Below are 24,871 nucleotides of genomic sequence, written 5' to 3' on the forward strand. Positions count from 1 at the left end.
GAGTCGGCGCTGTCGCACCGTCACGCCGATACGTTGACATCTTGGACATCCAGGGAGGTTGATCACCATGGCCTTTGCACTCTCGACCATGCAGCTCGAAAGCTCCGCCTTTGCGGCGGGGGGTGCCATTCCGACGAAACACACCGGGGAAGGGGACGACGTCTCGCCGGCCCTCACCTGGCAGGGCGCCCCGGAGGGCACCAAGGGCTTCGCGGTGATTTGCCACGACCCGGACGCCCCCCTGGTACAGAACGGCAGCTACGGCTTCGTGCACTGGGTGCTCTACAACCTGCCGGCCTCCACCACCTCGCTCAAGGAGGGCAGCAGCGAGGGCACCCCGGGGCTCAACGACTTCGGCAAGACCGGCTACGGGGGCCCCATGCCGCCGGACGGCCACGGGGTACACCACTACTACTTCTGGGTGCTGGCGCTGGACAAGGCCACCGACCTGCCGGAAGGCCTCTCGTTGCCCGAGCTGCTCAAGCAGGCGGAGCCCCACCTGATCGGCATGAATCGCCTGGTGGGCACCTACCAGCGCGACTGAGGCGCGCGGTGCTTGATCGCGCCCCGGTAGACCCGGTAGCGAAGGCGGGCCCGCGTCGATGAGCGACGCGGGCCCGCGGCGTTTATCCCCCGGCTCAGATGACGGCCTCGCCGGGCTCCGGGGCGGCCACGTCGTCGTGGTCGATCACCAGGTGCTCCAGCTCCTCGCAGAACGCCTCCAGGGCCTCGCTGGTGTGTCCCGGGCGGCGGTGCAGCTCGATCTCCACCTGTCCCAGCGGCGGCAGCCCCTCCGCCTCGCCGACGATGCGGCACCCCTCGGGCACACTGCGCGGGGTCTTCACCGTCATCGCCAGGCCCGCCTGGACCGGCAGGTTGATGCCGGTGGGCGACTGGCTGGAATAGTGAACCTCCCAGCGCCGCTCCTCGCGGCCCAGGGCCGCGAGCGCATGGGCGCGAAAGATGCACCCCTCCGGATTGAGCGCCAGGGGCAGCGTCGCCCAGTCGGCCGGTGAGACGCCCTCGGCCACCACCCACACCATCGGCTCCCAGCCGAGCAGCTGGCCCGACTGGGTCGGCAGATGGCGGATCGACAGCACCACGTCGAGCAGGCCCTCCTGGAAGCGCTTCACCAGGCTGGCGCTCATGTCGCAGTGGATCTCCATGCGCGTATCGGGGAAGCGCTCGGCGTAGCGGGGCAGCAGGGCGGGCAAGTAGGCGGCGGCCTGCTCCTCGGAGGTGGCGAAGCGGATCAGCTCACCCCGCCGCGTCTCGCCCAAGGCCTCGCGGGCCTCGTCCTCGAGCTTGAGCATGTGGCGGGCATAGGGCAGCAGGCGCTCCCCCGGGGCGGTCAGCAATACGCTGCGGCTGGTGCGTTCCAGCAGCGCCTGCCCCATCTGGTCCTCGAGACGCTTGATCTGCAGGCTCACCGCCGACTGGGTGCGATGCAGCACCTTGCCAGCGGCGCTGAAGCCCTGGCACTCGGCCACGGTGACGAAGGTGCGAAGTAGCACGGTATCCATGAACAATGAGCTCTTGAAATTGGTTGTATCTCAATCATTCATTTTTATTATGAATGAGGCGTCACTATGCTGTCCACCACATCCCGAAACGCTCAGGAGCAGGATAGCCATGCAGGCAACCGCTGACGTCCAGACGACCAACACCCTCGATGGCCTCATTGACCTGGCCCGCTACCCCGTCGATGACCTGGACGGCGACGCCGGCCGCGCCTTGATCGAGCAGTGCCGTCGCCAGCTCGACGAGGACGGCTGCGTGGTGCTCAAGAACTTCGTTCCGGAGGAGGCCCTGGCGCGGCTCGAGCGCGAGACCGAGCGCCTCTCGCCGGAAGCGCACTACAACCAGACCGAGACCAACCCCTACAACAGTGCCGGTGACCCCGAGAAACCGGCCCACCATCCGGTGAACCGCTTCGACGACCGCACCAACGGCTTCGTCGCCGGCGACCGCATCGGCCGCGACACCATCATCCGCCAGGTCTACGAGCATCCCGGTTTCCAGCGCTTCATCGGCGCCGTGGTGGGCATGGAGGAGATCCACCAGTACGCCGACCCGCTGGCCGACCTGGTGGTCAACGTGCTGCGCGAGGGCTGCCAGCATCCGTGGCACTACGACACTAACGAGTTCATCGTCACCATGATGACCCGCCAGTCCCACGGCGGCGGCCGCTTCGAGTATGCCCCGGGCATCCGCAGCCCCGAGGGCGAGAACTTCGCGGAGGTGGAAAAGGTGATCGACGGCGACCGCTCGCGCCTCAAGAGCCTCGATCTCCAGCCTGGCGACCTGCAGGTGTTCTTCGGCCGCTACTCGCTGCACCGGGTCACCCCGGTGGAGGGCGACAAGGAGCGCCACACCGTGATCTTCGCCTACGCCAAGGAGCCGGGCTTCATCGGCCGCCCCGAGCGCGCCAGGAACATCTTCGGTCGCATGGCGCCGATCCACGAGCGGCTGCTCGAGGAGGGCATGAACCGCTCGGACAGCCTGGCCGACTGAGCCTCGACGCCGCCTCCTCCCACCTCCCTTGCCGATGGCCGCGCATACAGGCGGCCATCGCCCCGACGACAAAGCGAGAGACCCCATGAGCATCGTAGAGTCAGAGAAACTGACCGACAGCGAACCGGACCAGATTCCGGTCGTGCCGTCTGCGCCGATGGCCAGCGGCGACAGCATCCCCACCGCCTTCGACCCCGTGCAGCTGCGCGCCGGGCGCCTGGAGCGCCTGCGCGCCATGATGGCCGAGCAGGGCTACGCCGCCCTGGTGCTGTTCGACCCCAACAACCAGCGCTACGCCACCGGCTCGCGCAACATGTTCGGCTACTTCCTGCGTAACTCCACGCGCTATGCCTATGTGCCGCTGGAAGGTCCGATCATCCTCTTCGAGTATCCGGGCAGCGCGCATATCTCCACCTGGCTGGAGACCATCGACGAGTCGCGCACCTCCAAGGTGGTGTGGTCGGCGGTGAACCAGCGTGACAACCTCTCCTCGGACCCCTTCGGCGTGGAGATCGCCGAGCTGGTCCAGGTGCATGGCCGCGGCAACAAGAAGGTCGGCCTGGACCGCTGTGCGCTCAACCTGGCCCGCTCGCTGGAGGCCCAGGGCCTGGATGTCTTCGACTGCATGCAGGACACCCTGCACTGCCGGCGCATCAAGACCCCCGAGGAGATCGCCTGCCTGGCCCAGTCCATGGCGGCAAGCGAGGCCTCGGTGGCCGAGGTGGAGGCCGCGATCAAGCCCGGCGTCACCGAGAACGAGCTGTTCGCCATCATGTACGGCGAGGTGATCCGCGGTGGCGGCGAGTTCATCGAGACCCGCCTGCTCAACTCCGGGCCGCGCACCAACCCCTGGTTCCATGAAGCCAGCGACCGCAAGATTCGCCCCGGCGAGCTGGTGGCGCTCGACACCGATACCATCGGCTGCCACGGCTACTACTCCGACTTCTCGCGCACCTTCCACGTCGGCCCGGGCAAGCCCAGCGCCTACCAGCGTGAGATCTACCGCATGGCCTATGACCAGGTGCACCACAACATGGGCATCCTCAAGCCGGGCATGAGCTATCGCGAGCTCGCCGAAAAGGCCTGGAAGATCCCCGAGCGCTTCCTGGACCGCCGCTACCCCTCGATCATCCACGGGGTGGGCATGCACGGCGAGACGCCGCTGGTGGCCCACCACATGGACTTCGACCGCTTCTCCAAGGACGGCGTCCTCGAACCCGGCATGGTGGTCTCGGTGGAGAGCTACATCGGCGAGGTGGACGCCGCCGACGGCGTCAAGCTCGAGGAGGAGGTGCTGATCACCGACACCGGGGTCGAGAAGCTCTCCCGCTACCCCTTCAACGAGGCCCTGCTCGGCCGTGAATACTGAACCACAAGGACGCGACATGCAGACCCTGACCCACTGGATCGGCGGCGAGCGCCTGGACGGCGAACGCCACCTGGACGTGACCAACCCCGCCAGCGCCGAGGTGATCGCCCGCGTGCCCCTGGCCGACACCGCGACCGTTGAGCGGGCCATCGACGCCGCCCGGTCGGCGCAGCCGGCCTGGCGCGACACCCCGCCGGCCAAGCGCGCCCAAGTGATGTTCCGCTTCAAGATGCTGCTGGAGCGCGACGCCGACGAGATCTGCGCCCTGGTCGCCGAGGAGCACGGCAAGGTGCTCGAGGACGCCATGGGCGAGCTCAAGCGCGGCATCGAGAACGTCGAGTATGCCTGCGGCGTGCCGGAGCTGCTCAAGGGCGAGTCCTCCCATAACGCCGGCCCTGGCATCGACACCTGGTCCAACCACCAGCCGCTGGGCATCGTCGCCGGCATCACGCCGTTCAACTTCCCGGCCATGGTGCCGCTGTGGATGTACCCCATGGCCATTGCCTGCGGCAATGCCTTCATCCTCAAGCCCTCAGAGCAGGTGCCTTCCGCCACCCTCAAGATGGCCGAGCTGCTCGACGAGGCAGGGTTGCCGCGCGGGCTCTTCCAGGTGGTGCACGGTGACCGCGAGGCCGTGGAGGCGCTGATCGACGCGCCGGACGTCAAGGCGCTCTCCTTCGTCGGCTCCACCCCGGTGGCGAAATCGATCTACCGCCGTGGCGCCGACAACGGCAAGCGCGTGCAGGCGCTGGGCGGGGCCAAGAACCACGCCATCGTGCTGCCCGACGCCGACCTGGACAACGCCGCCAGCACCCTGATCGGCGCCGCCTACGGCAGTGCCGGCGAGCGCTGCATGGCGATCTCTGTAGCCGTTTGCGTGGGCGATGCCACCGCCGATGCCCTGGTGGAGAAGGTCGGCGAGCAGGCGCGCACCCTGAAGATCGGCCCCGGCACCGAGAAGGGCCTCGACATGGGCGCCCTGGTCAACGCTGCCCACCGCGACAAGGTGGCCGGCTATATCGAACAGGGCGAGGCAGCCGGCGCCGAACTGGTAGTCGACGGCCGCCAGCACCCGCTGGTGAAGGAATCGCCGGGCTATTTCCTGGGCGCCACCCTGTTCGACCGAGTGACGCCGGAGATGAGCATCTACCGCGACGAGATCTTCGGCCCGGTGCTCTGCGTGGTACGCGTTGAGACCTTCGAGGAGGCCATCGCGCTGATCAACGCCCACCAGTATGGCAACGGCACCTGCGTGTTCACCCGCGACGGCGAGGCCGCACGGCGCTTTGCCGACACCATCGAGGTAGGCATGGTGGGCATCAACGTGCCGCTGCCCGTGCCGGTGGCCTTCCACAGCTTCGGTGGTTGGAAGGAATCGCTGTTCGGTGACCTCCACGCCTACGGCCCGGACGCGGTGCGCTTCTATACTCGCCGCAAGGCCGTCTCCCAGCGCTGGCCCGCCCAGAACTCACGGGAACAGGCCCAGCTGAACTTCCCCTCCAGCTGACGCCCGCCCGCTTCCCGTGTCTTCCCATCGCCCATCCCCCATGGATGGGCGATGCTGTGTCCGTCAGCCGATACTCCCCCTGGCATGACCCGCCGCCCCTGGGCTCGCCAACCAAGCCCGGGCCCGCTCAAGGCGGCTCCACGACTCAGCTATGTCACAAGCTGTCCCCTACCCACCAAGGCCGATACGACTAGCGGCAGCCAGACAGCTAAAGGGCCGCTTTCCTAGGAGAGCGGCCCTGCAAGTTACGTCATCGCTATAAAGTAAACAATATTACTTATCCGACGTGCTGATCGACTTCTTGCTCTTGTCGGTCTGCCGCTGGATTTTCTGTTGAGTATCCTCGACTTCATCCTTATCCTTCTGAAGGCTGTCCTCGACTTGATCCTGTCCCTTCTGAAGATTTTCCTGAAACTGCTTCTGGCCCTTCTGCATGTTCTCTTCGAGCTGATTCTGGCCCGACTGCATGCTCTCCATCATCAGCTGCTGGGTCCCCTTCAGGTATTCCTGACTCAAGGACCGGATCTTGTCAGTGTCTTCCTTCAATCGCTCACTCATTTCCCTGACGGCCTGTTGCTGCTGCTCGATCACCTGCTGTAAACTGTCGGAATCTCTAACTTCGAGCCAGGAGCGGGATTGAGCCAGACTGGTGTCCGCAAAAGCGCGAACGGCATCGAACTGTGCCGAGAATAGTTGTTCAAAGTAATCAGTGGTCAGTGCCCCGTAGGCACGCACCGGCTCGACGATGGCATTTTCTAACTGCTCACTGGTTTGCTTGGTAGCCTGATTGCTATCTGTCTTGGTCTTTTCGGCGCTCATCAAACCTCTCCTTGTCGTTAACAAGTTAAGTAAAATAATTGCTCAAGTGATGGGGTCACTCAAGTGAAAACCGCTATTCAGCAAGCAAGCCTTAAAAACCTGATGCTGGATTCGCCCGTTGATGTAGAAACACCAACCCCACGATCCTTGTCAGGCCGGCATTTACCACTACACCGAAAAGAGCGTAAACAGCCATCGAAATTTTTTCCGTGCGGTAGCACACAAAAATGCTGCAGAACGGTAAATAAACTTTATTAAGTTCTGGCTCGGTATCGCCGGCGCGGCAAGGCCGAAGCCCGCATGGGCGACGAGAAATCGGCGCTCGATGTGTATCTCTCCTCGATGGATCGTGTCGACTCCACCGTGCAGCAGGTGCGGCAGATGATGGCAGGCAACGAGGTGAGTCTGCTCCAAATGCGTGACCAGGTGCTCAAGGTCGCAGCCATGCTGAAGATGCACACCGGGCGCATCACGTAGATCTTTGTATAGACCAACCGGCTACTCAGTCGTCTGATGACAGTGAAGCGGGCCGATACTGTCAGCCTCTCGGTTCAGCACCCTGATGAATGAGGCGGGTTTATACGGCGGTCAGTCTGACTGCCATTGGAATATAAGGATATAGTTCGCGTGTAATCTCTTTTGTTTTTCGATAAAAGGGTATAATATCAATTTCTGATATGATGCTTAAATAGTGTATTGGTTTTATCTGTGTTTCGCCTTGATCTGATGATGCTTGATGCTTGGATATAGCAAGGAATTTTTGGGTTAAGCGTGAGTCACACTCTACAGGAGCTAAGCGATGGAGCTTATCGGTCGTACTATTATGTCTGAATTTTCGGATTTTAATGATTTGGGTGAACTTGTTGTTGTTGTGATTCGATTGCTATTCGCGGCCCTCTTGGGTGGCCTGCTTGGGCTCGAACGAGAGCAGCGTGGCAAGGCCGCAGGAGTACGTACCCATATGCTGGTTTGCATGGGGGCTGCTCTTTTCATGTTTATTCCACAGCAAGCAGGCATTTCGGACTCTGAAATGAGTCGTGTCATTCAGGGAGTGATTGCCGGCATCGGCTTTCTTTGTGCCGGAACCATCATCACCGGCAAGGATGACCAAGGTGCTACCGGGCTTACCACGGCAGCTGGTATTTGGTTCACGGCAGCCATAGGAATAGCCGTTGGTCTGGGGCGCGAGCAGACTGCAGTGTTGTGTACGGTTCTAGCCTGGTTGGTACTGTACGTGGTGCCTTACTTTACTCGTTCAATGCGCAATAATATTCCATGATATAGGGTGGCCAGAAGTTGGATCATTTTCATGATATCGGCATAATATCTGACTATTAAATTGAATGCATTTCCCCGCCCTTGCAGCCACGGGGTGTTCATGTAACGCGCCGGAAAACATGATATTCTGTTTGAGAAAAAGGCGAGAAATTGGTCATTGATCAAGGGTGAAGCAGACCAGCCTGGCTCAGGCCCCATATGCTGATCATCATGAAATCAATTCCCGCATCCCGTGCTGTGTGAAGGCGTTTTATCACCCCGCATGCTGGCAAGTGGGGGCACCATCGGGGCTGTCGGCTGGCGTGCGGGTAAGGGCGTCGCCAGAAGCCGATGAACTCCCACGGCCAGGCTGGGTCAGTCGACGTAGTCCGTCAGGAAGGAAATTCTCGAATGTCTGAACTGCCACCGCTCAAGGTCTACTACGACGGCATCTGCCCCATCTGCCGGCGGGATCGCGCCCGCTACGAACGCTGGGCGAGGGAGGCCGGTGACCAGGTGACGTGGTGCGATGTGAACGAGCACGATGAGACGCTGCGCGAGAAGGGCGTCGACCCCCAGGCGGCGCTGCTCTCCCTGCATGTGGAAGAGGAGGGCGGGCGCATTCGGGAAGGCATCGACGCCTATATCCTGCTGATGCGTCGGGTGCCGCGCCTCAAGCCCCTGGCCTGGCTGATCGGCCTGCCGGGGCTCAAGGAAGCGCTGCGCTGGTATTACGACCGTTGGGTCAGACGGCGTTTAGCGAGGGAAGGGCGCTTGCCCTGAGGTCCAATGGTCATCGCCAAGGCAGGCTGCCATAGTGGCCCGATCGTTCACGATGGCCCACGGCCGGTATGTCCAAAGGCAGCCCATGACCCGCAAGATCCCCGCGCTCCCGATTCGCGACGACGCCACTTCCTCGCCCAGCGGCGAGGATCTGCTGCGTATCCTCGATAGCCTGGATGCGGCGGTCTATGTCAGTGACATTCACACTCATGATCTGCTGTTCCTGAATGCCTACGGGCGACAGCAGTGGGGCGAGCCGGAGGGTCGCAAGTGCTGGGAGGTGTTGCAGGAGGGGCAGAGCGGGCCTTGCGAGTTCTGCAACAATCCCCGGCTGCTGGATGCGCAGGGGCGGCCCGGGCCCGCCGTGGTGTGGGAGTTCCAGAACACCCAGGATGGTCGCTGGTACCAGTGCCGCGATCAGGCCATCCTGTGGAGCGATGGGCGCCTGGTGAGGGTCGAGATTGCCACCGACATCACCGAGCGCAAGGCACTGGAGGATGCCCTCAAGGCCTCTCATCACCGCGTCGAGCGGCTGGCCTACCGCGATGAGCTGACCCAACTGCTCAATCGTCGTGCCTTTTTTGCGGCCTGCCACGAACAGCTGGCACGTCTCCCCCCTAAGCAGCCCTTTGCCGTGATGCTGATCGACCTGGACCACTTCAAGGCGATCAATGACGCCCATGGCCATGCGGCCGGTGATCATGTCCTGCGGGAGGTGGCCAGGATCTTCCAGGCACAGCTGCGCGGCAGCGACATCCTGTGCCGCTTCGGCGGCGAGGAGTTTGCCCTGGCGCTACCCGGTACTTCCCGGAGTGATGCCGCGGAACTGGCCGAACGCCTGCGCCTGGCGCTGAGCTCTGGTTCCATGGAGTACGCGGGTCAGCGCCTTGGCGGCTCGGCGAGTTTCGGGGTGGCGGCGGCTCCCTGTGACGAGGTCGGCCTGGATGAGCTGCTCAACGCAGCCGACCAGGCGATGTACCGCGCCAAGCATCAGGGACGAGACCGGGTCTGCACGGCGCTGGGCCCCGGGTGAATGACGCTCCTGCGGGGCGCTGCTAGGATGGGGCCATCCGTTACCCGCGTGACGCGCGGCCCGGCAGGCCGGCACCCGCCGCAAGGAAGGCTGTCATGAAGACGACCCATGCCACCCGGGCGGAAGCCCTGGACGATACCCTCTCGCCGCTCTCGCTCAAGCGGGTCGGCATCGATACCTACCGCGAGAACGTGGCCTACCTGCATCGCGAGTGTGACCTCTATCGCGCCGAGGGCTTCCAGGCGCTCTCCAAGGTGGAGATCCGCGCCAACGGCCAGCGCATCCTGGCGAGCCTCAACGTGGTGGATGATGCTGCCATCGTCGACGCCCAGCAGCTCGGCCTCTCCGAGGACGCCTTCGAGGCCCTGGGCGTGGAGGAGGGCCATCCGGTCAGCGTCTCCCAGGCGGAGCCCCCGGCCTCGATTCCCGCCCTGCACCGCAAGCTCGCCGGCGAGCGGCTCTCCCGGGACGACTTCCGCCACATCATCCGCGACATCGCCGAGTTGCGCTATTCCAAGATCGAGCTGACCGCCTTCGTGGTCGCCTGCGATCGCGGCGAGCTCGACCGCGAAGAGGTCTTCTACCTCAGCGATGCCATGAGCCGGGTGGGGCGCCGCCTCGACTGGCACGAGCATCCGGTGGTCGACAAGCACTGCATCGGCGGCATCCCGGGCAACCGCACCTCCATGCTGGTGGTGCCCATCGTCGCCGCCCATGGCCTGCTGTGTCCCAAGACCTCCTCGCGGGCCATCACCTCGCCCTCGGGCACCGCCGACACCATGGAGGTGCTGGCCAATGTCGACCTGCCCTTCGAGGTGCTGGGCGAGATCGTGCGTACCCATCGCGGCTGCCTGGCCTGGGGGGGCACCAGCCAGCTCTCGCCCGCCGACGACGTGCTGATCTCGGTGGAGCGTCCGCTCTCCATCGATTCACCGGGCCAGATGGTCGCTTCCATCCTCTCCAAGAAGGCGGCGGCCGGCTCCAGCCACCTGCTGCTCGACATCCCCGTGGGTCCCCATGCCAAGGTGCGCTCCATGCCCGAGGCGCGGCAACTGCGCCGGCTCTTCGAGTTCGTGGCCGGGCGCATGGGCCTGACCCTGGACGTGGTGATCACCGACGGCAGCCAGCCGGTGGGACGCGGCATCGGCCCGGTGCTGGAGGCCCGCGACGTGATGCGCGTGCTCACCAATCACCCTGAGGCGCCCATGGACCTTCGCCAGAAGGCGCTGCGCCTGGCCGGACGGATGCTGGAGTTCGACCCGGACGTGCGCGGTGGCGCCGGCTTCGGCATCGCCCGCGACATCCTCGACGACGGCCGTGCCGCCGAGAAGATGCAGGCGATCATCGTGGCCCAGGGCGCCAGGCCCTTCGATCCGGACAACCCGCCGCTGGCCCCTCACAGCTTCGAGGTGCTGGCCACGGCGGACGGCGTGGTCACCGGGATCGACAACCTCAAGCTGGCGCGCATCGCCCGCCTGGCCGGTGCCCCCAAGGCGGCCGGTGCGGGGGTCGACCTGCTCAGGCGCATCGGTGACCCGGTCACCAGGGGGCAGCCGCTCTATCGCGTGCATGCCGCCTATCGCAACGAGCTGACCTTCGCCCACCAGTCCACCGAGCGGGAGTCCGGCATCGCCATCGGCCACGCCGAGGAGATCACCCGGCTCAACGTCGAGTTCTGAACAGGGAGGTTCGATGACCCGCGTACTGCTGCACTTCCAGGACGAGGCGGCCCCCGCCCAGCGCCTCGCCGAGGCGGCGGGCCTGCCCGCCCACGCCGTCGAGCGCCACCGCTTTCCCGACGAGGAGCTCAAGCTCCGGCTTCCCTTCGTTGAGGCGGGCGCCTTGCCAGAGACCCTGGTGCTCTATCGCAGCCTCGACCGGCCCAACGACAAGCTGGTCGAGCTGCTGCTGCTGGCGCGACACGCCCGACAGCAGGGCGTGAGTCGACTGGTGCTGGTGGCGCCCTATCTCGCCTACATGCGCCAGGACATTGCCTTCCATCCCGGCGAGATCGTCAGCCAGACCATCGTCGGCGGCTTTCTTGCCGAGCTGTTCGACGCCGTGATCACCGTGGACCCGCACCTGCACCGCATCGAGCGCCTCGACCAGGCGATTCCCCTCGAACACGCCATCGCGCTCTCCGGCGCGCCGCGCCTGGCCGAGCTGATCGCCGCGAAGCGCCACGACCCCCTGCTGCTGGGGCCGGACGAGGAGGCCCTGCAGTGGGTCCGCCAGGCCGGCGAGGTCACCGGCTTCGATGTCGGCACCTGCCGCAAGACCCGCAACGGCGACCGGGATGTGCAGGTGGAACTGCCGGAGGTCGCGGTCGCCGGTCGCCAGGTGGTGCTGATGGATGACGTGTCGAGTTCCGGCCACACCGTCGCGCGCGCCGCCGAGGCGCTGATCGCTGCCGGTGCCGCCTCGGTGGACGTGGCGATCACCCATGCGCTGTTCGCCGGCGATGCCCTGGCGGTGATCCAGGCGGCCGGCGTCGGCGAGGTCTGGAGCACCGACTGCATCGCCCACGAGAGCAACGCCATCGCCATGGCGCCGCCGCTGGCCGAGGCGCTCGCCGGGCTCGACTAGCGCTGCCCAGCGCAAGCAGGGCGGGCCATGGACCCGCCCTGCTGCATGCGTTTCACTCGAGCTTCGTTGTTACTTGTCGGCTTGCTCGGGTTTGTCCGCTCCCTGGTGCCCGAGTGGCCCGGCCTGGTCCAGGCGCGGGTGGTGGTCGAGGAACTCGCGGTGCGGGTCCGGCAGGGCGTCCAGCGCCTGCACGGTATGGGTGATGGCGTGGATCGCCGCCAGCACGTCCTTGGTGTAGCCGGCCTCGGAGATGGTGTGCATGTTGCGGATCGGGAAGCCGATGGAGGTGGCCACGCAGTCCACGGCGGCGAGCACCCCGGCCATGCCGTCCGTGCCGGTATCGACCCCCACGATGTCGCGCTGCATGGGAATGTCATGCTTGCGGGCGGTGGTCTCGATGATCCGGTTGAGCTGCTCGCTGGCGATGGCGCCCACCGACATGGTGAAGCCCTTGCCCATCTCCAGCGGCTGCATGCGCCGGTCGCCGATGCCGGGGGCGGCCACGTAGTCGTGGTTGACGTCCACGGCGATGATGGCGTCGGGCTCGAGCTCACCGGCCAGCACCCGGCTGCCGAAGCGGCCGATCTCCTCGTAGCTGGCGATGGCGAACATCACGCGTACCTTCTCGGTGCCGCCCGCCTCGGCGATCAGCCTCGCCACCTCGGCGGTGACGAAGCAGCCCAGGCCGTTGTCCAGGTAGGCGCCGTAGAAGGTGTCCGGGCTGAAGCCGTGGCGGATGGGCCGGTCGAGGAGGATCGAATCCCCGGGCCGCACGCCCAGGTTCTCGACCTGCTGCTTCTTGTTCTCGCCGTGGATCTGCAGCTCGAGGTAGAGCTGCTCCTTCTTGATGCCCTTCTCGCCGTTGCGCTGGGCCGGGTCGGAGAAGTGGATGGCGCCCAGTGCCTCCACGGTGCCGCCCTGGATGCGCCGGTAGCTGCCAGGCGCCTCAGGGTCCTCGCTGAACAGCGTGACGTCGTGGCCGATCAGCACGTTGGGCAGGAAGGAGTCGCTGTTGATCCAGATCTTGCCGTCCTCGCCGATGGAGCGGACCTGCATGCGGATCTTGTCGGCATGGCCGATGATCATCACCTTGAAGAGGTCATCGCGGCCCGGATGGGTGTCGAGCACCACCCCGGCGTGGCCCTTGAACTGGTGCAGCTGCCAGCCCTCCGGGGCGAAGCCCTCGAAGTGGGGCTTGAGGACGCCGTAGGTCATTGCGGCCTCGAGCCCCACCGGGCTGGGGGCGGCGAGGATGCGCCGCATCAGGTCGAACTGCGGCTCGGGCATGGGGCTGTTCCAGGGCTTTTGCGTATCGCTCATGGCGTTCTCTCTTGCTCGTTCGGGAAGTGGGGGACGGGGCGAGCGCCTCAGCGCCGGCGACGCATCCAGTAGCGCCGGCCCATGGGGCCCGGACGCTCGTTGATCACCGCAGGCTTGTGGTGGTTGTCGTGATGATCATGCAGGGGCGATTCCAGTGATTCGTCGACGCTCATCAGCCGGCGGATGCGCTCCTCCGTCGGCGGGTGGGTACGCAGCCAGTCGAGCCCGGCGGGCGGGTGGCGGCCGAACAGCGTGGCCAGCCAGCGGCCGTGGTGGCGCTCGAGCACGGCCAGCGCCGAGGCCAGCCCCTCGGGGTCGCCTGTCAGGGCCACGGCGTCCAGGTCGGCGGTGTACTCGCGGTTGCGGGAGAGGGCCAGCTGGAGCAGGGTGCTCATACTGGGCGCGAAGGCCACCACCAGCAGCAGGCTCCAGGGCAGGTGGAGTTCGCCGGCCAGGATCAAGGGCACCATCAGCAGCAGGCTGAGCTGCAGCACCGTGGTCAGCCAGAGGGTCAGGCGGGTCATGGCCGCGGCCATGGACATCACCCGGGTGTCGCCATGGCGCAGGTGGCTCACCTCGTGGGCCAGCACGCCGGCCAGCTCGCGCAGCGTCAGGGTGCGCAGCAGGCCCTCGGTGACGGCGATGCCGCCGTCGTGGCGGGTCCCTACGGCGAAGGCGTTGAGGTCCGGCGAGGGCGCGTAGAAGAGCTGCGGGGGCCGGCTGAGGCCGGCGCGCTGGTAGAGCGTATCGAGCAGGCGGTAGAGCGCCGGCGCCTGATGGCGGTCGAGCAGGCCGGCCCCGGCATCGGCAAGGATGTAGCGCGCCGGCACCCAGCTGCCGGCTAAGGCGCCGGCCACCACGACCCCCAGGCTCATGACGATGCCGAGCCCGCCGGCCAGCAGGTAGCCGGGTACGGCCAGCACCAGGGCCAGGCCGGCCATGATCAGCAGGGTCTGCAGGCCGTTCTTCACCCGGCTGCGCCAGAGGCGTTGTGTCCCGATCGGCATCGCGTTCCTTGGTGGGGGTCAGCCGTGCAGCCGGTGCAGGCTGTCGATCAGCCGCCGGCAGATGGCGTCCAGCTTTTCCAGCTGCTGCTCGTCGCGCAGTCGGCCGGCCTCGTCGAAGGCATCCGCGGCCCACGCCACGCCGAGCTGGTCCGGCAGCACCGTCACCCCGATGTTGGAGAGCAGCTGGCGGGCCAGCCCCAGGCTGCGGATGCCGCCCAGGCCGCCGGGCGAGGCGGAGACCACCGCGGCCAGCTTGCCCTCGAACAGCGCCAGGCCGCTCTCGCCCTCGTGGGGGCGGGTCAGCCAGTCCAGGGTGTTCTTGAGCAGCGGGGTGATGAAGCCATTGTACTCCGGCGAGGCGATCAGCAGGCCCTCGTGGTCGGCCAGGCCGCGACGCAGCACCAGGGCGTTCTCGGGCAGGCCCTGCTCGGCCTCCAGGTCGCCATCGTAGAGCGGCATGGGGTGGTCGCGCAGGTCGATGAAGGTCGGGCGGCCGCCCAGCCGCTCGATGCGCTCGGCGGCCAGGCGCGCCAGCGCCTTGTTGTACGAGCCGGCGCGGCTGCTGCCGGCGAAGACCAGGATGCGGGGGTGAGGCTGACGATCCGTCATGTAGGCTCCTTCAAGGTCCATCGTTTTCCCGGCAGGGGAATGTCGGTGCTGGTGCCACCTGCCGGGTCGACGTGATCAGGCGTGATCAGGCGTGATCAGGCGGGGTGGGGCAGGTGGTCGGCAAGCGTGCGGCGCAGTGGCTTCACCGCCAGGGCGACCAGCACGACGAGCCCCAGCCACTCGACCCAGGCCGGCAGCAGCTCGCCCACTTCCTCGATCTGGCGGGTGATGTCGAGCTGCCACCAGTTCGCGACGGCATCCACGCCCAGTCCCAGCAGCACGGCGCTTGCCAGGATGCCGGCGAGATAGGCCACCAGCGCCCGGTTGCCCATCTCGCGGCGAAAGACCCCGAGGGTGGCCAGGCTGGTGACCGGCGCGGCGATCAGGAAGACCAGCACGGTGCCGGGCGAGACGCCGGCCAGCAGCAGCCCGGCGGCGATGGGCGTGGCGGCGGTGGCGCACATGTAGAGCGGGATGCCGATCACCGCCATGATCAGCATGGCCCCCAGGCCGCTGCCCAGGGCGGCCAGCTGCTGTGGCGGCACCAGGGCGATCAGGGCCCCGGCAACCAGCAGGCCCACCAGCAGCCAGAGGCTGATGTCGTCGAGGATGTCGGTGAAGGCGTAGCGAAGCCCGTCGGCCAGTCGGCCGGCAAGCCCCGGCGCGGTGGTCTCGGCAACGGCCTCCCGCGAATCGTCACAGCCGCTGGCGCAGCAGCTCCCGCAGCCATCCTCCTCCTTGGGCGCGACGCTGGCCGGCACGCTTGTCGGGATGTCCGTCGGCTTGTTCGTCGAAAAAGTACGGCCCACCAGCAGGCCGGTGACGATGGCGGTGAGCACCGCGCTGGTCGCCCGCGCCACGGCCATGAAGGGGCCGAGCAGGGCATAGGTGATGGCCATGGAATCCACGCCGATGCCCGGGGTGCCGATCAGGAAGGCGGTGGCCGGGCCGCGCGAGGCGCCGCCGCGATACATGGCCAGCGCCGTGGGGATCGCCCCGCAGGAGCAGAGCGGCAGGGGGGCGCCGATCACCGCCGCCCGCGCGATGCTGCCCAACCCCTGGCCCCCCACCCAGCGCTGGAGCAGGGCCTCGGAGACCAACGCCTTGATCAGCCCGGCCATCACCAACCCCAGCAGCAACCAAGGGGCGGCGGAGAGGGCGACGGCCAGGATGGCACTCAGCAGGGACATGGGGCGCTCCTCGGGAGGAATGCCTATTGTGGGGCCGGCGGTCACCCGTCCGTCAAGCGTGGTGCACGCCGGGGCGTGTTGTACCCCTCGTTACCGCCGTATCTCGGCGATGACCTCGCCGGTCTTCTCGCTCAGCCCCGCCTCCTGGAAGCCGAGGCTGGCATAGAAGTCCCGGGCGATCTGGTTGGTGGCCACATAGCAGATCGCGATCCGCTCGAAGGGGCCCTGCGCCCGGATCTCGTCCAGCACGCGCTGCATGGCCCGGTACCCGATGCCTCTGCCCTGATGGTGTCGGTCGACCATGAGACGGAAGATGTTGTAGGCCGGCGGCCGGTCGTGGTGGGCGAAGGATTCGTACATGAGAAAGCCGACCACCTCCCCGTCGCAATAGATGGCGCGAGGCCGGTAGGTCGGGTGCAAGCTCGACTCGGCAATCGAGTAGAGGTTGTCGGCGACATAGTCACGCTGTGATGCCGCGACTTCCAGCGCAATCACGGCCTCGAAGTTCTCGCGGGTGACGTCCTTCAGTGAGATGTCCATCGCCTGCTCCTCCCGTTGGGGGCATGAACTGCCGCATAGGGTGAGGCGTCGCGGCGGCTCAGCCAGGGCCCGATGCATCGGGCTCCCCGGGGATCGGAATCGTCCGGTGCACCTCACCGAGCCGCGGGCTGGTGACCCGCACGGTCACCTCGCCCTCGCCCAGGACCACCCAGCATACACGGGCCTGGTGGCTGTTGCCCCGGGAGCGCTGGAACCAGGGCATCTGGGCGGCATCGCCCAGGCCGCGGCCCCAGCCCTCCAGGTGGCCGAGTGCCCGGCGCGCCCGGCCTGGCTCGTGCAGCCGGCAGCCTTTGGCGATGGCCTCGGCCTCCACGCCGCTGTTCCAGGGGCGCGCCCGGGCGGCCTCTACGCCGTAACTCGGCAGGTAGCCGTGGTTGGCCACCGTCACCTCCAACGCGTGGACGCCATCCCCGAGCGGCGTGCAGTGCAGCGCCTCGATCACCAGCCCCGGCATCATCGAGGCGACCTGAAGCCAGTAGGCCGCCAGGCCGTCGCAGATCGCCGGCAGGATCTCCGGCGGCGGGTTCCAGATGCCGATGCATGGGTCCAGCCCGCCGACCTCCACCTCGCCCAGCTGGGGGTGCGTCAGCGCTCGCCAGTCGCGGAACAGCCGCTGGCCATTGCTGATCCGGTCCCATTGCGCCAGCCGCTCCATCTGCTCGCGGTCCAGGGCGGTGTAGTGGTCGATGAAGCGCTCGGGACGCGGCAGGCCGAGGCGCTGGAAGAGGTCCCAGAGCTCGCAGACCTGGGCCAGGCAGCCGCGCTGGTGATAGACGAACTCGGTGAGGTCGCCATGCAGCGGGGTCTCGGGCTGGTAGCTGAATTCCTCGTAGCTGCTCACCGTGGGATAGCCGGTGAGCGCCTGGCCCCAGGCGGCCAGCTGACGGTAGAGCGCGAGGTCCTGCGGGTCCATGCGGCTGTCCGGGGCGTCGACCAGCGGGCGGATGAAGACGCCGCCGAAGGTGTGCAGGTTGAGCCAGGCGTAGAGGTTCGGGTGGGCGAGGGCGAAGTCGATGACGGCTCGGGTCTCGGGGGCGTCACCGGGGTAGTGGCCGGCGCCGACCTGCTCCGGCTCGGGCCGCCAGCCCCACGGGAAGTTGCGGTTGAAGTCCGGGGTGTCGGCCAGCCAGTCGGGCTCGGGGATCGTCGCGCCGTCCCAGTGCTCGATCACCCCCTCGGGGTAGAGCCGCCAGTAGGGCGGCGGATCCTCCACCCGGCGCGGCAGCATCAGCCCCGGATGGTCGGGGGATGCGACGAAGTCGCCCGCCGCGTCGCGGTGGCGCAGGTAGCGGCAGCGGCCGTCGCCCTCCAGGTCCTCGGCTTGCCAGCGGGGCCGGTCGGGACTGCCGGCGGTGCGCCGCGGGGCGGAGCGCACGAAGCCCCCCTGGCGCAGTACCTGTTCGGCACCGTCCGGCGAGAGGCGCGGGCAGATGTAGAACAGCACCTCGCGCAGCTCTCGGCACTGGTGCTCGGGCCACCCCCCGGGGAGCCGCTCGGGGGCCAGATGCAGCGCCAGGACCATCTCCGCCACGGCCAGGGCCACGCTGGAGCCGGCCAGCTCGGTGCCGTGCATGTTGCCATCCACCCAGACCGCGGGGCGCCGGCGATCCGGCTCGGGGCCGAGGGTCAGCACCCACAGCTCGCGCCCCTCGGGGCTGGTGCCGATGCTCTCCAGCCGGGCCAGCTGCGGGTGGTCCCGGGCCCAAGTCTCGAGCTGGCGGGTCAGCGCCTCGTGGCTCAGGTAGCGGTGGCGGAAGGGGCCGTTGAGTGTGTCTTGGGTCATGCCGATGCCTCGCCGTGCCGTGTTGCGCTGTCAGTATGGAGCATCCTTCGGGAAGGGGCCTCGCCGCCGCGCCTTACCGTCCCTGGCCGGCTGTGCCAAGCTGGAAGCAGGATGAATCGCGCGCGAGGTGGCCCCATGAATGACCGGCGGCGGGAGGCGCTGGAGCACGAGCATCGCCCGGAGGTGATCGAACGGCGGCTGCGTGCCCCTTCCCGGCTCCGGCATCTGCCCGATGCCATCCTCGGCGGCATCGACGGCTGCGTGACCACCTTCGCCGTGGTCTCCGGGGCCTTCGGCGCGGGGTTCTCCTCCACCGTTGCGCTGGTGCTGGGTGTTGCCAACCTGCTGGCGGATGGCTTCAGCATGGCGGTCAGCAACTACGAGGCGATCCAGGCCCAGCGCGAGCATGTCGACGGAGTGCGTCGCAGCGAGAACCACCATATCGACGAGGTGCCGGAGGGCGAGCGCGAGGAGATCCGCCAGATCTTCCAGCGCAAGGGCTTCGCCGGCGAGACCCTGGAGCGGGTGGTGGAGACCATCTGCAGCGACCGCGAGGTGTGGGTGGAGACCATGGTCTCCGAGGAACACGGCCTGCAGACCGTGGGATTGAGCCCGCTGCGCTCGGCGTTGGCCACCTTCCTCGCCTTCCTGGTGGTGGGCGTCATGCCGCTGCTGCCCTATGCGATCCCCGGGCTGGATACCACCCGGCAGTTCCTGGCGAGCCTGGCGGTGGCCGGGCTGATGTTCTTCCTGATCGGCATGGGCAAGAGCCTGGTCTACCAGCAGCCGGTGCTGAAGTCGGGGCTGCGGACCCTGCTGATCGGCGGTGCCGCGGCGGGGCTGGCCTTCCTCACCGGCCACCTGGCGCAGGCGCTGTTCGGTGTGGGCTTGTAGCTCGGCTCCGGACAGGTTGAATCGCGGGGTTGCGCTGGCCATGGCGACCAACTGGCCACTCGATGCACTCAGCTGCTGCGCGAGGGCGAGCGGGACTGGCTGGGCCTCGTTGCTGGCAAGCTCGGGCGAGGGCAGCGTAGGCTAGGTCACACCGTCACGCAGCAGGGAGTCAGCGAATGGACCGCTTCATGCACGCCGCGTTCGAGGAGGCCCGCCACAGCCTCGAGGAGGGTGGCATCCCCATCGGCTCGGTGCTGGTGCACCGCGGCGTGATCATCGGCCGTGGCCACAACCGTCGTGTCCAACTGGGCAGTGCGGTGTTACACGGTGAGATGGATGCCCTGGAGAACGCCGGGCGCCACCCGGCCGAGACTTACCGCGAGAGTATCCTCTACACCACCCTTTCGCCCTGCCCGATGTGCAGCGGCGCCATCCTGCTCTACGGCATCCCCAAGGTGGTGGTTGGCGAGAATCGCACCTTCCTGGGCGAGGAGGCGCTGCTGAGAGAGCGTGGCGTCGAGGTGGATGTGCTGCAGGATCCCGAGTGCATCGCGCTGATGGAGGGCTTCATCGCCACCTCGCCCGAACTGTGGCACGAGGACATCGGCGAGTAGCCCGTTTCGCGTCGGGGCATGACGACAAACATGCTGATCTGGGTCACGTCGGCCGGGCGGGACTGGACTACATTCATCATGGGGCGGGCCTTTTCGAGGCGAGGTGGCCGGCGCTTCCCGGTATCCGATACCTCGAGTTTCCATCGGCTTCGCCATTCCTGATCTGCATTCGAGGAGTCATCGTCATGGCAAAGAAAGCGTCCAAGGATGTCCCGGTCTCGACCGAGAAGCCTTCCCAGCCGTCGGAGTCGCGGGCGATGAGCCCGTTCCGGGAGTTCGAACGCATGCTCGATACCTTCTTCGATCGTGGCGGTATGCCGTCGCGCTGGGAGCACCCACTCTGGCAGCGCTTTGCCGCCTTCGAGAAGGGCATGCCGAAGGTCGACGTCATCGACCGCGATACCGAGGTGGTGGTGCGCGCCGAGGTCCCGGGCTTCGAGCGCGAGGAGCTCGACGTCTCGGTGACCGACGGCGCGGTGACCATCAAGGGCGAGCACCGCGAGGAGAGCAAGGAGGAGGAGGGCGAGTACTTCCACTCCGAGATCTCCCAGGGGGCCTTTACCCGGACGGTGGCACTGCCCAGCGAGATCGATGCCGACAAGGCGGCGGCCAGCTTCAAGAACGGCGTCCTCGAGCTGACGCTGCCCAAGCGCAAGAAGGCCAACCGCCGCAAGGTCGAGGTGAAGTAAACCGCTGAGAATAAGCGGCATGTCGGTCTCTCCGGCATGCCGCGGTGGCTGGGGTTACTGCCTGGAACCAGGGGGAGGCGATGGCCGACGTGACCCTGTGGCTGGCCGGGGACGTGATGACCGCGCGCGGCATCGACCAGATCCTGCTGCATCCCGGCGATCCCCGGATCCTCGAGCCCTACATGACCTCGGCCATCGACTATGTCCGGCTGGCCGAGCGCGTGACCGGCCCCATCCCGCATCCCGTGGACTTCGCCTACGTCTGGGGCGACGCCTTGGCGTGGCTCGAGCGCCAGGCCCCCGACCTGCGCCTGATCAACCTGGAGACGGCGGTCACCACCAGCGACGCTGCCGAGCCCAAGGGGATCCACTACCGCATGCATCCCGCCAACCTGCCGGTGCTTGCCGCAGCGGGGGTGGATGCCTGCGTGCTGGCCAACAACCATGTACTGGACTGGGGCAGGCAGGGGCTTGGCGAGACCCTGGCGGTGCTCGGCAAGGCGGGCTACGCCACGGCCGGTGCCGGCCTGGATCGGCTCCAGGCAAGAGTCCCGGCGCGCTTCGAGGTGCCCGGCGGGCGCGTGAGGCTGCTGGCCTTCGGCCTTCCCAGCAGCGGCGTGCCCATCGACTGGGCGGCCGGTGATGAAAGGCCGGGGGTCAATGTGCTGGCCGACCTCTCGCGCGAGGCCGTGTCGACCATCGCCGCCGACGTCGCCCGCGGGCGCGAATCCGGAGAACTGGCACTGGTTTCGCTGCACTGGGGCGGCAATTGGGGCTACGCGATCCCCGATGCGCATCGGGAGTTCGCCCACCGGCTGATCGACGAGGCCGGCGTGGACCTGGTCTGGGGCCACTCTTCCCATCATGCCCTGGGCATCGAGGTGTACCGTGGCAGGCTGATCCTCTACGGCTGCGGTGACCTGATCAACGACTATGAGGGCATCACCGGCCACGAGGGCTTCCGCGGCGACCTGGCGCTGCTCTACTTTCCGACGCTCTGCCCCACGGGCGGCCGCCTGAAAAGGCTGGTCATGGTGCCCCTGCAGCGCCGTCACTTCCGCCTCAATCGGGCCCCCCGCGATGAGGCCGAGTGGCTGTGCCGGATGCTGAATCGCGAGGGGCGGCCGCTCGGCACCCGGGTACGGCACGATGGCCATGGCCAGCTGGTACTCGAGTGGCAAGGCGAGCGGCGAGGCCGTTCAGCCGATGTCTTGCTTTACTGCCCGTCCTGACCGGCGTCGGGCGGTGTAACCGATGCTTCCGGTTCGGTGACGAAGGCACCGCGATGGAAGGCCGCCGCGGCCTCCACCTCGGCAAGGCCGCGCAAGCCGGGTTCCGGTGGCTCGTCGCCGGCCAGCACCTTGAGCACCGATCTGACACCGCGCGACAGCGATATCAGGTTGTAGCCGCCTTCCAGCACGAAGACCAGCCTTCCCCCGCACTGCCGGCGTGCCAGGCTCTGCAGGATGCCGGTCATGGCGGCAAAGCCGTCATAGGAGACATTCAGCGCCAGGTCATGGCTGTGGGGGTCGAACCCTGTCGAGACCAGGATCAGGTCGGGTCGGAACCACTCGGCCGCCGGTACCAGGATCTCACGGAAAGCCTTGAGGAAGGCGGCGTCGCCGGCATCGGCAGGTAGGGGAACATTGATGATGGCGCCATCCCCGAGGCCCACGCCGACCTCCTCGAGACTCCCCGTGCCGGGGTAGAAGGGAGAGGCACGGTGGATATCGAAGAACAGCACATCCGGATCCGCCCAGAAGATGTCCTGGGTGCCGTTCCCATGATGGGCATCCCAATCGACGATCATGACCCGCTGGCAGCCTAGCGCCGCCTGGGCATGGGCGGCAGCCACCGCCACGTTGTTGAACAGGCAGAAGCCGCGGGCGCGCACCGGTTCGGCGTGGTGGCCGGGGGGCCTGACCAGCGCGAAGCTGCTCTCGGCTCGCCCCACTACCACCGCCTCGACGGCGGCGATCGCCGTGCCGGCGGCTACCTCGGCGGCCTCGACGCTGCCGGGTGATACGGCCGTGGTATCCACGTCCAGCCAGGCGCTCTTGCCGCGCAGCTCAAAGATGCTGTCCAGGTAGGAGCTGGTGTGGACGCGCCCCAGTTGCTCACGAGTTGCCGGCATGCCGGTCTCGAAGGTCACCCCGGGAATCGGTTCGAGTTCCAGCAGATGCCGGATGGCGGTGAGCCGGGCGGGGTGTTCGGGATACTTCCAGGGCACCCCCAGCCCCGACAACAGTGAGCGGACTCGCGTGTCCATGCGCCCCGGCAGGAAGGGCACCTCGATGTCCGGTTCATGGGCCAGCATCCGTTCGTCATAGAAGGCGATCACGCTGTTCAGTTCGGCCACTGTGAAAGCTCCATGGTGTGCACATTATAAGATCGTGGTGGCTCATGCATGTGACTACAGCATATCAGGGGGCTGGCATCGGGGGGGGAGAACGGCCTGTCATATCAGCGCATGGCGTCGAGCAGACGTTCCACGGCCAGAAACAGCTGGCGGTGCGGCTGGGCGCCCTCGAGCACGCCGGCGTGCTCCCCATCCAGCGAGAAGCGCAGGCCCGGCACGCCGCCGATACCGAGCTCCCGGGCGGTCTGTTGGTCGGCCATTACCTGCGGGCGGAAGTCGCCCTGCGCCAGGGCCTGGCGCAGGGCCTCGCCATCCAGATCGAGCGCCTGCGCCACGCGGACGAGTGCCTTGGGGTCGGCCAGGTCGAGGCTCTCCTCGAAGAAGCCGCGGAACAGCGCCGTGCGCATGGCGCCGTCGGCCCCGGGCCGGACGGCCTCCTGCATCCAGGCCCAGGCACTGGCCTCGTGGGCCAGCCGCGAACGGGGCTGGAGGCGGGGCAGGCGAAGGGTCATGCCACGCTCCGCGGCCATGGGATAGACGGCCCGCTCCCAGGTGTCGTGCAGGTAGTCGCCGTCGGGGTCGAGGGTCGGCTCGGGCTCGGGGCGCAGCTCGAAGGCTCGCCAGCGGATCGCCACGACGTCGCCGAAGCGCTCTGCCAGGGCGTCGAGCTCCGGGGCCTCCAGGTAACAGAAGGGGCAGACGTAGTCGCTGAAGACATCGAGGGTAATGCGCGGCCGGGTCATCGGGTGCCTCCTGTGGGGATGCGGCAGGACCCGGGAGGGTAACAGCGCCTCGCCCGACAGGACATGGCGGGAGAGGGCGGTCGCTGCGATTTCAGGCGCTGCGGCTGACGGGTTCGGCGCGGATGTGCAGATGCACGGCGCAGGCGACCCGCAGCATCGAGGTGAGGTTGGGCACCGCACCCTTGGTAGCCATCACCTCCCCGTAGAGCTCGCTGATGAACTGTCCCGTGGAGAGCTGCTGGTCGCGGGCCAGGTGATCGAGGATCTCCCAGAACTCGTTCTCGAGCCGCACGCTGGTCACGCTGCCCTGCAGGCGCAGCGAGCGGGTGGTGCATTCGTAGCGTTGGGGGTCGGTGGAGGCATAGACGTGGCACATGGCGTTCACTCCGCAGGAGACCGGGTGCCGGAGAGTGGTCCCGGCTCGTTCGACCTTGCCCTCTGTGATCGTCCATGAGCATTAGACCATCGTCGATGTAGTAACCCGCTGTTACCCGTCCTGGCATGCTTGCGCCTACTCTCCTTAGAGGTGGCCGGTCCACCGTTGGATTCCTACAACAAGAAGCAAGGCGCGGTTCCCCCTCCTCGGGCGCTGCGCCACCCACACCGGAGAGGTCAGCGATGAGTTCACCCACGATTTCCCGCCGCGTCTTCCTCAAGGCGAGTGGCGGCGTTCTGGCCGGCACCCTGGCCTTCGCCAGCGGCCCCATCGCCCTGCTGGCGCCCTCGCGCAGCTGGGCGATGCCGCTCGACAACCTGGGTTCCCGCCAGGGCGAGGTCCTGCTTGCGGTCACCCGGCAGATCTTCCCCCACCCGGATCTCGAGGATGCCGTCTACGCCTACGTGGTGAAGAGCCTCGATCGCAAGGCCGTCGAGGGGGCGCTGCTCACCACGCTCGACGACGGCATCGCCGAGCTCGACAGGTCCGCGGGCGGTGACTGGCTGGCGCTGGACGACGCGGCACGGCTCGAGCACCTCGCCCCCCTGGCCGGCACCCTCTTCTTCGAGGCCATCCGTGGCGACGCCGTGGTCTCGCTCTACGACAACCCCCTGGCCTACGCCCATTTCGGCTACGAGGGCGCGGAGGGTGACGGTGGCTACCTGACCAAGGGCTTCAATGACCTTGCCTGGCTGCCCGACCCGCCCCGGCCCGAGGGCGGCTACCTGCCCTTCGAGGAGCCGACGGCCTGACGGGGCGCCGAGGGATCGACGACCAGAACAACAACGCATGTGGAGA

Annotated in this window: 26 protein-coding genes; 15 read left to right on the plus strand and 11 right to left on the minus strand. The window is 67.1% G+C overall.

What is annotated here, in order from left to right; translation table 11 throughout:
* The first annotated feature begins 67 nt into the window (after positions 1–67).
* A complete protein-coding gene (locus tag M8009_RS11565; RefSeq protein WP_250061230.1) occupies positions 68–544 on the plus strand; it encodes a YbhB/YbcL family Raf kinase inhibitor-like protein in 477 nt (158 codons plus the stop codon).
* 94 nt (positions 545–638) lie between these two features.
* Here M8009_RS11565 and M8009_RS11570 read toward each other — a convergent pair whose 3' ends face one another.
* On the minus strand, positions 639–1,523 hold the full coding sequence (locus M8009_RS11570; protein WP_250061232.1) for a LysR family transcriptional regulator: 885 nt from the start codon (positions 1,521–1,523) through the stop codon (positions 639–641).
* Between the two features lie 109 nt (positions 1,524–1,632).
* Between M8009_RS11570 and M8009_RS11575 the strand changes: the two genes are divergently transcribed.
* The 3 genes from M8009_RS11575 (at position 1,633) to M8009_RS11585 (ending at position 5,390) form a co-directional block, all read left to right on the plus strand.
* On the plus strand, positions 1,633–2,514 hold the full coding sequence (locus M8009_RS11575; RefSeq protein WP_250061234.1) for a HalD/BesD family halogenase: 882 nt from the start codon (positions 1,633–1,635) through the stop codon (positions 2,512–2,514).
* Between the two features lie 85 nt (positions 2,515–2,599).
* A complete protein-coding gene (locus M8009_RS11580) occupies positions 2,600–3,883 on the plus strand; it encodes a M24 family metallopeptidase (protein WP_250061236.1) in 1,284 nt (427 codons plus the stop codon).
* 16 nt (positions 3,884–3,899) lie between these two features.
* A complete protein-coding gene (locus M8009_RS11585) occupies positions 3,900–5,390 on the plus strand; it encodes a CoA-acylating methylmalonate-semialdehyde dehydrogenase (RefSeq protein WP_250061238.1) in 1,491 nt (496 codons plus the stop codon).
* Between the two features lie 273 nt (positions 5,391–5,663).
* On the opposite strand, the gene M8009_RS11590 is transcribed toward M8009_RS11585, so the two are convergent.
* Entirely contained in the window at positions 5,664–6,209 is a 546-nt protein-coding gene (locus tag M8009_RS11590) for a phasin family protein (RefSeq protein ID WP_250061240.1), read from the minus strand.
* A gap of 300 nt (positions 6,210–6,509) precedes the next feature.
* Here M8009_RS11590 and M8009_RS11595 point away from each other — a divergent pair, with 300 nt between their 5' ends.
* The 6 genes from M8009_RS11595 to M8009_RS11620 all read left to right on the plus strand — a co-directional run bounded on the left by M8009_RS11595 (position 6,510) and on the right by M8009_RS11620 (position 11,868).
* A complete protein-coding gene (locus tag M8009_RS11595) occupies positions 6,510–6,686 on the plus strand; it encodes a hypothetical protein (protein WP_430886913.1) in 177 nt (58 codons plus the stop codon).
* 322 nt (positions 6,687–7,008) lie between these two features.
* Positions 7,009–7,488: an MgtC/SapB family protein gene (locus M8009_RS11600; protein ID WP_250061242.1), complete on the plus strand. Its 480-nt coding sequence runs from the start codon at positions 7,009–7,011 to the stop codon at positions 7,486–7,488.
* Between the two features lie 389 nt (positions 7,489–7,877).
* Positions 7,878–8,249, plus strand: a complete 372-nt coding sequence (locus M8009_RS11605; protein WP_250061244.1) for a thiol-disulfide oxidoreductase DCC family protein — start codon at positions 7,878–7,880, stop codon at positions 8,247–8,249.
* Between the two features lie 85 nt (positions 8,250–8,334).
* Positions 8,335–9,282, plus strand: a complete 948-nt coding sequence (locus tag M8009_RS11610; protein ID WP_250061246.1) for a GGDEF domain-containing protein — start codon at positions 8,335–8,337, stop codon at positions 9,280–9,282.
* A 95-nt stretch (positions 9,283–9,377) separates the two neighbouring features.
* Positions 9,378–10,961 carry a thymidine phosphorylase family protein gene (locus M8009_RS11615; RefSeq protein ID WP_250061247.1) on the plus strand — a complete coding sequence of 528 codons (1,584 nt, stop codon included), beginning with the start codon at positions 9,378–9,380 and terminating at the stop codon, positions 10,959–10,961.
* Positions 10,962–10,974: 13 nt separating this feature from the next.
* A complete protein-coding gene (locus tag M8009_RS11620) occupies positions 10,975–11,868 on the plus strand; it encodes a ribose-phosphate diphosphokinase (protein ID WP_250061249.1) in 894 nt (297 codons plus the stop codon).
* Between the two features lie 69 nt (positions 11,869–11,937).
* Here M8009_RS11620 and M8009_RS11625 read toward each other — a convergent pair whose 3' ends face one another.
* From M8009_RS11625 to M8009_RS11650, 6 genes are all read right to left on the minus strand, one after another.
* On the minus strand, positions 11,938–13,188 hold the full coding sequence (locus M8009_RS11625; RefSeq protein ID WP_250061251.1) for a M20/M25/M40 family metallo-hydrolase: 1,251 nt from the start codon (positions 13,186–13,188) through the stop codon (positions 11,938–11,940).
* Positions 13,189–13,235: 47 nt separating this feature from the next.
* On the minus strand, positions 13,236–14,195 hold the full coding sequence (locus M8009_RS11630) for a zinc metalloprotease HtpX (RefSeq protein ID WP_250061253.1): 960 nt from the start codon (positions 14,193–14,195) through the stop codon (positions 13,236–13,238).
* Between the two features lie 18 nt (positions 14,196–14,213).
* Positions 14,214–14,804, minus strand: a complete 591-nt coding sequence (locus M8009_RS11635) for an NADPH-dependent FMN reductase (protein ID WP_250061255.1) — start codon at positions 14,802–14,804, stop codon at positions 14,214–14,216.
* A gap of 95 nt (positions 14,805–14,899) precedes the next feature.
* Positions 14,900–15,994 (minus strand): SO_0444 family Cu/Zn efflux transporter, encoded by a 1,095-nt coding sequence (locus M8009_RS11640; protein ID WP_250061257.1) that lies wholly within the window; start codon positions 15,992–15,994, stop codon positions 14,900–14,902.
* A gap of 90 nt (positions 15,995–16,084) precedes the next feature.
* Positions 16,085–16,534 carry a GNAT family N-acetyltransferase gene (locus M8009_RS11645; RefSeq protein ID WP_250061259.1) on the minus strand — a complete coding sequence of 150 codons (450 nt, stop codon included), beginning with the start codon at positions 16,532–16,534 and terminating at the stop codon, positions 16,085–16,087.
* A 58-nt stretch (positions 16,535–16,592) separates the two neighbouring features.
* The gene (locus M8009_RS11650) at positions 16,593–18,338 is read right to left on the minus strand and encodes a M14 family metallopeptidase (protein ID WP_250061261.1); all 1,746 of its coding nucleotides are present in this window, start codon (positions 18,336–18,338) and stop codon (positions 16,593–16,595) included.
* A gap of 135 nt (positions 18,339–18,473) precedes the next feature.
* Here M8009_RS11650 and M8009_RS11655 point away from each other — a divergent pair, with 135 nt between their 5' ends.
* From M8009_RS11655 to M8009_RS11670, 4 genes are all read left to right on the plus strand, one after another.
* A complete protein-coding gene (locus M8009_RS11655) occupies positions 18,474–19,232 on the plus strand; it encodes a VIT1/CCC1 transporter family protein (protein ID WP_250061263.1) in 759 nt (252 codons plus the stop codon).
* A 176-nt stretch (positions 19,233–19,408) separates the two neighbouring features.
* Positions 19,409–19,846 (plus strand): nucleoside deaminase, encoded by a 438-nt coding sequence (locus M8009_RS11660; protein ID WP_250061265.1) that lies wholly within the window; start codon positions 19,409–19,411, stop codon positions 19,844–19,846.
* 185 nt (positions 19,847–20,031) lie between these two features.
* Positions 20,032–20,535 (plus strand): Hsp20/alpha crystallin family protein, encoded by a 504-nt coding sequence (locus M8009_RS11665; protein ID WP_250061267.1) that lies wholly within the window; start codon positions 20,032–20,034, stop codon positions 20,533–20,535.
* An 80-nt stretch (positions 20,536–20,615) separates the two neighbouring features.
* Complete coding sequence (locus M8009_RS11670; RefSeq protein WP_250061268.1) at positions 20,616–21,767, plus strand: CapA family protein; 1,152 nt, start codon at positions 20,616–20,618, stop codon at positions 21,765–21,767.
* Here the strand turns inward: M8009_RS11670 and M8009_RS11675 are convergent.
* The 3 genes from M8009_RS11675 to M8009_RS11685 all read right to left on the minus strand — a co-directional run bounded on the left by M8009_RS11675 (position 21,752) and on the right by M8009_RS11685 (position 24,013).
* Complete coding sequence (locus M8009_RS11675; RefSeq protein WP_250061270.1) at positions 21,752–22,894, minus strand: histone deacetylase family protein; 1,143 nt, start codon at positions 22,892–22,894, stop codon at positions 21,752–21,754. The genes M8009_RS11670 and M8009_RS11675 overlap by 16 nt on opposite strands.
* A gap of 104 nt (positions 22,895–22,998) precedes the next feature.
* Positions 22,999–23,637, minus strand: a complete 639-nt coding sequence (locus M8009_RS11680; RefSeq protein WP_250061279.1) for a DsbA family oxidoreductase — start codon at positions 23,635–23,637, stop codon at positions 22,999–23,001.
* Positions 23,638–23,728: 91 nt separating this feature from the next.
* A complete protein-coding gene (locus M8009_RS11685; RefSeq protein ID WP_250061281.1) occupies positions 23,729–24,013 on the minus strand; it encodes a ribbon-helix-helix domain-containing protein in 285 nt (94 codons plus the stop codon).
* Between the two features lie 242 nt (positions 24,014–24,255).
* Here M8009_RS11685 and M8009_RS11690 point away from each other — a divergent pair, with 242 nt between their 5' ends.
* On the plus strand, positions 24,256–24,825 hold the full coding sequence (locus tag M8009_RS11690; RefSeq protein ID WP_250061283.1) for a twin-arginine translocation signal domain-containing protein: 570 nt from the start codon (positions 24,256–24,258) through the stop codon (positions 24,823–24,825).
* Positions 24,826–24,871: the final 46 nt, after the last annotated feature.

Source organism: Halomonas gemina, assembly GCF_023554995.1.
GTDB lineage: Bacteria > Pseudomonadota > Gammaproteobacteria > Pseudomonadales > Halomonadaceae > Halomonas > Halomonas gemina.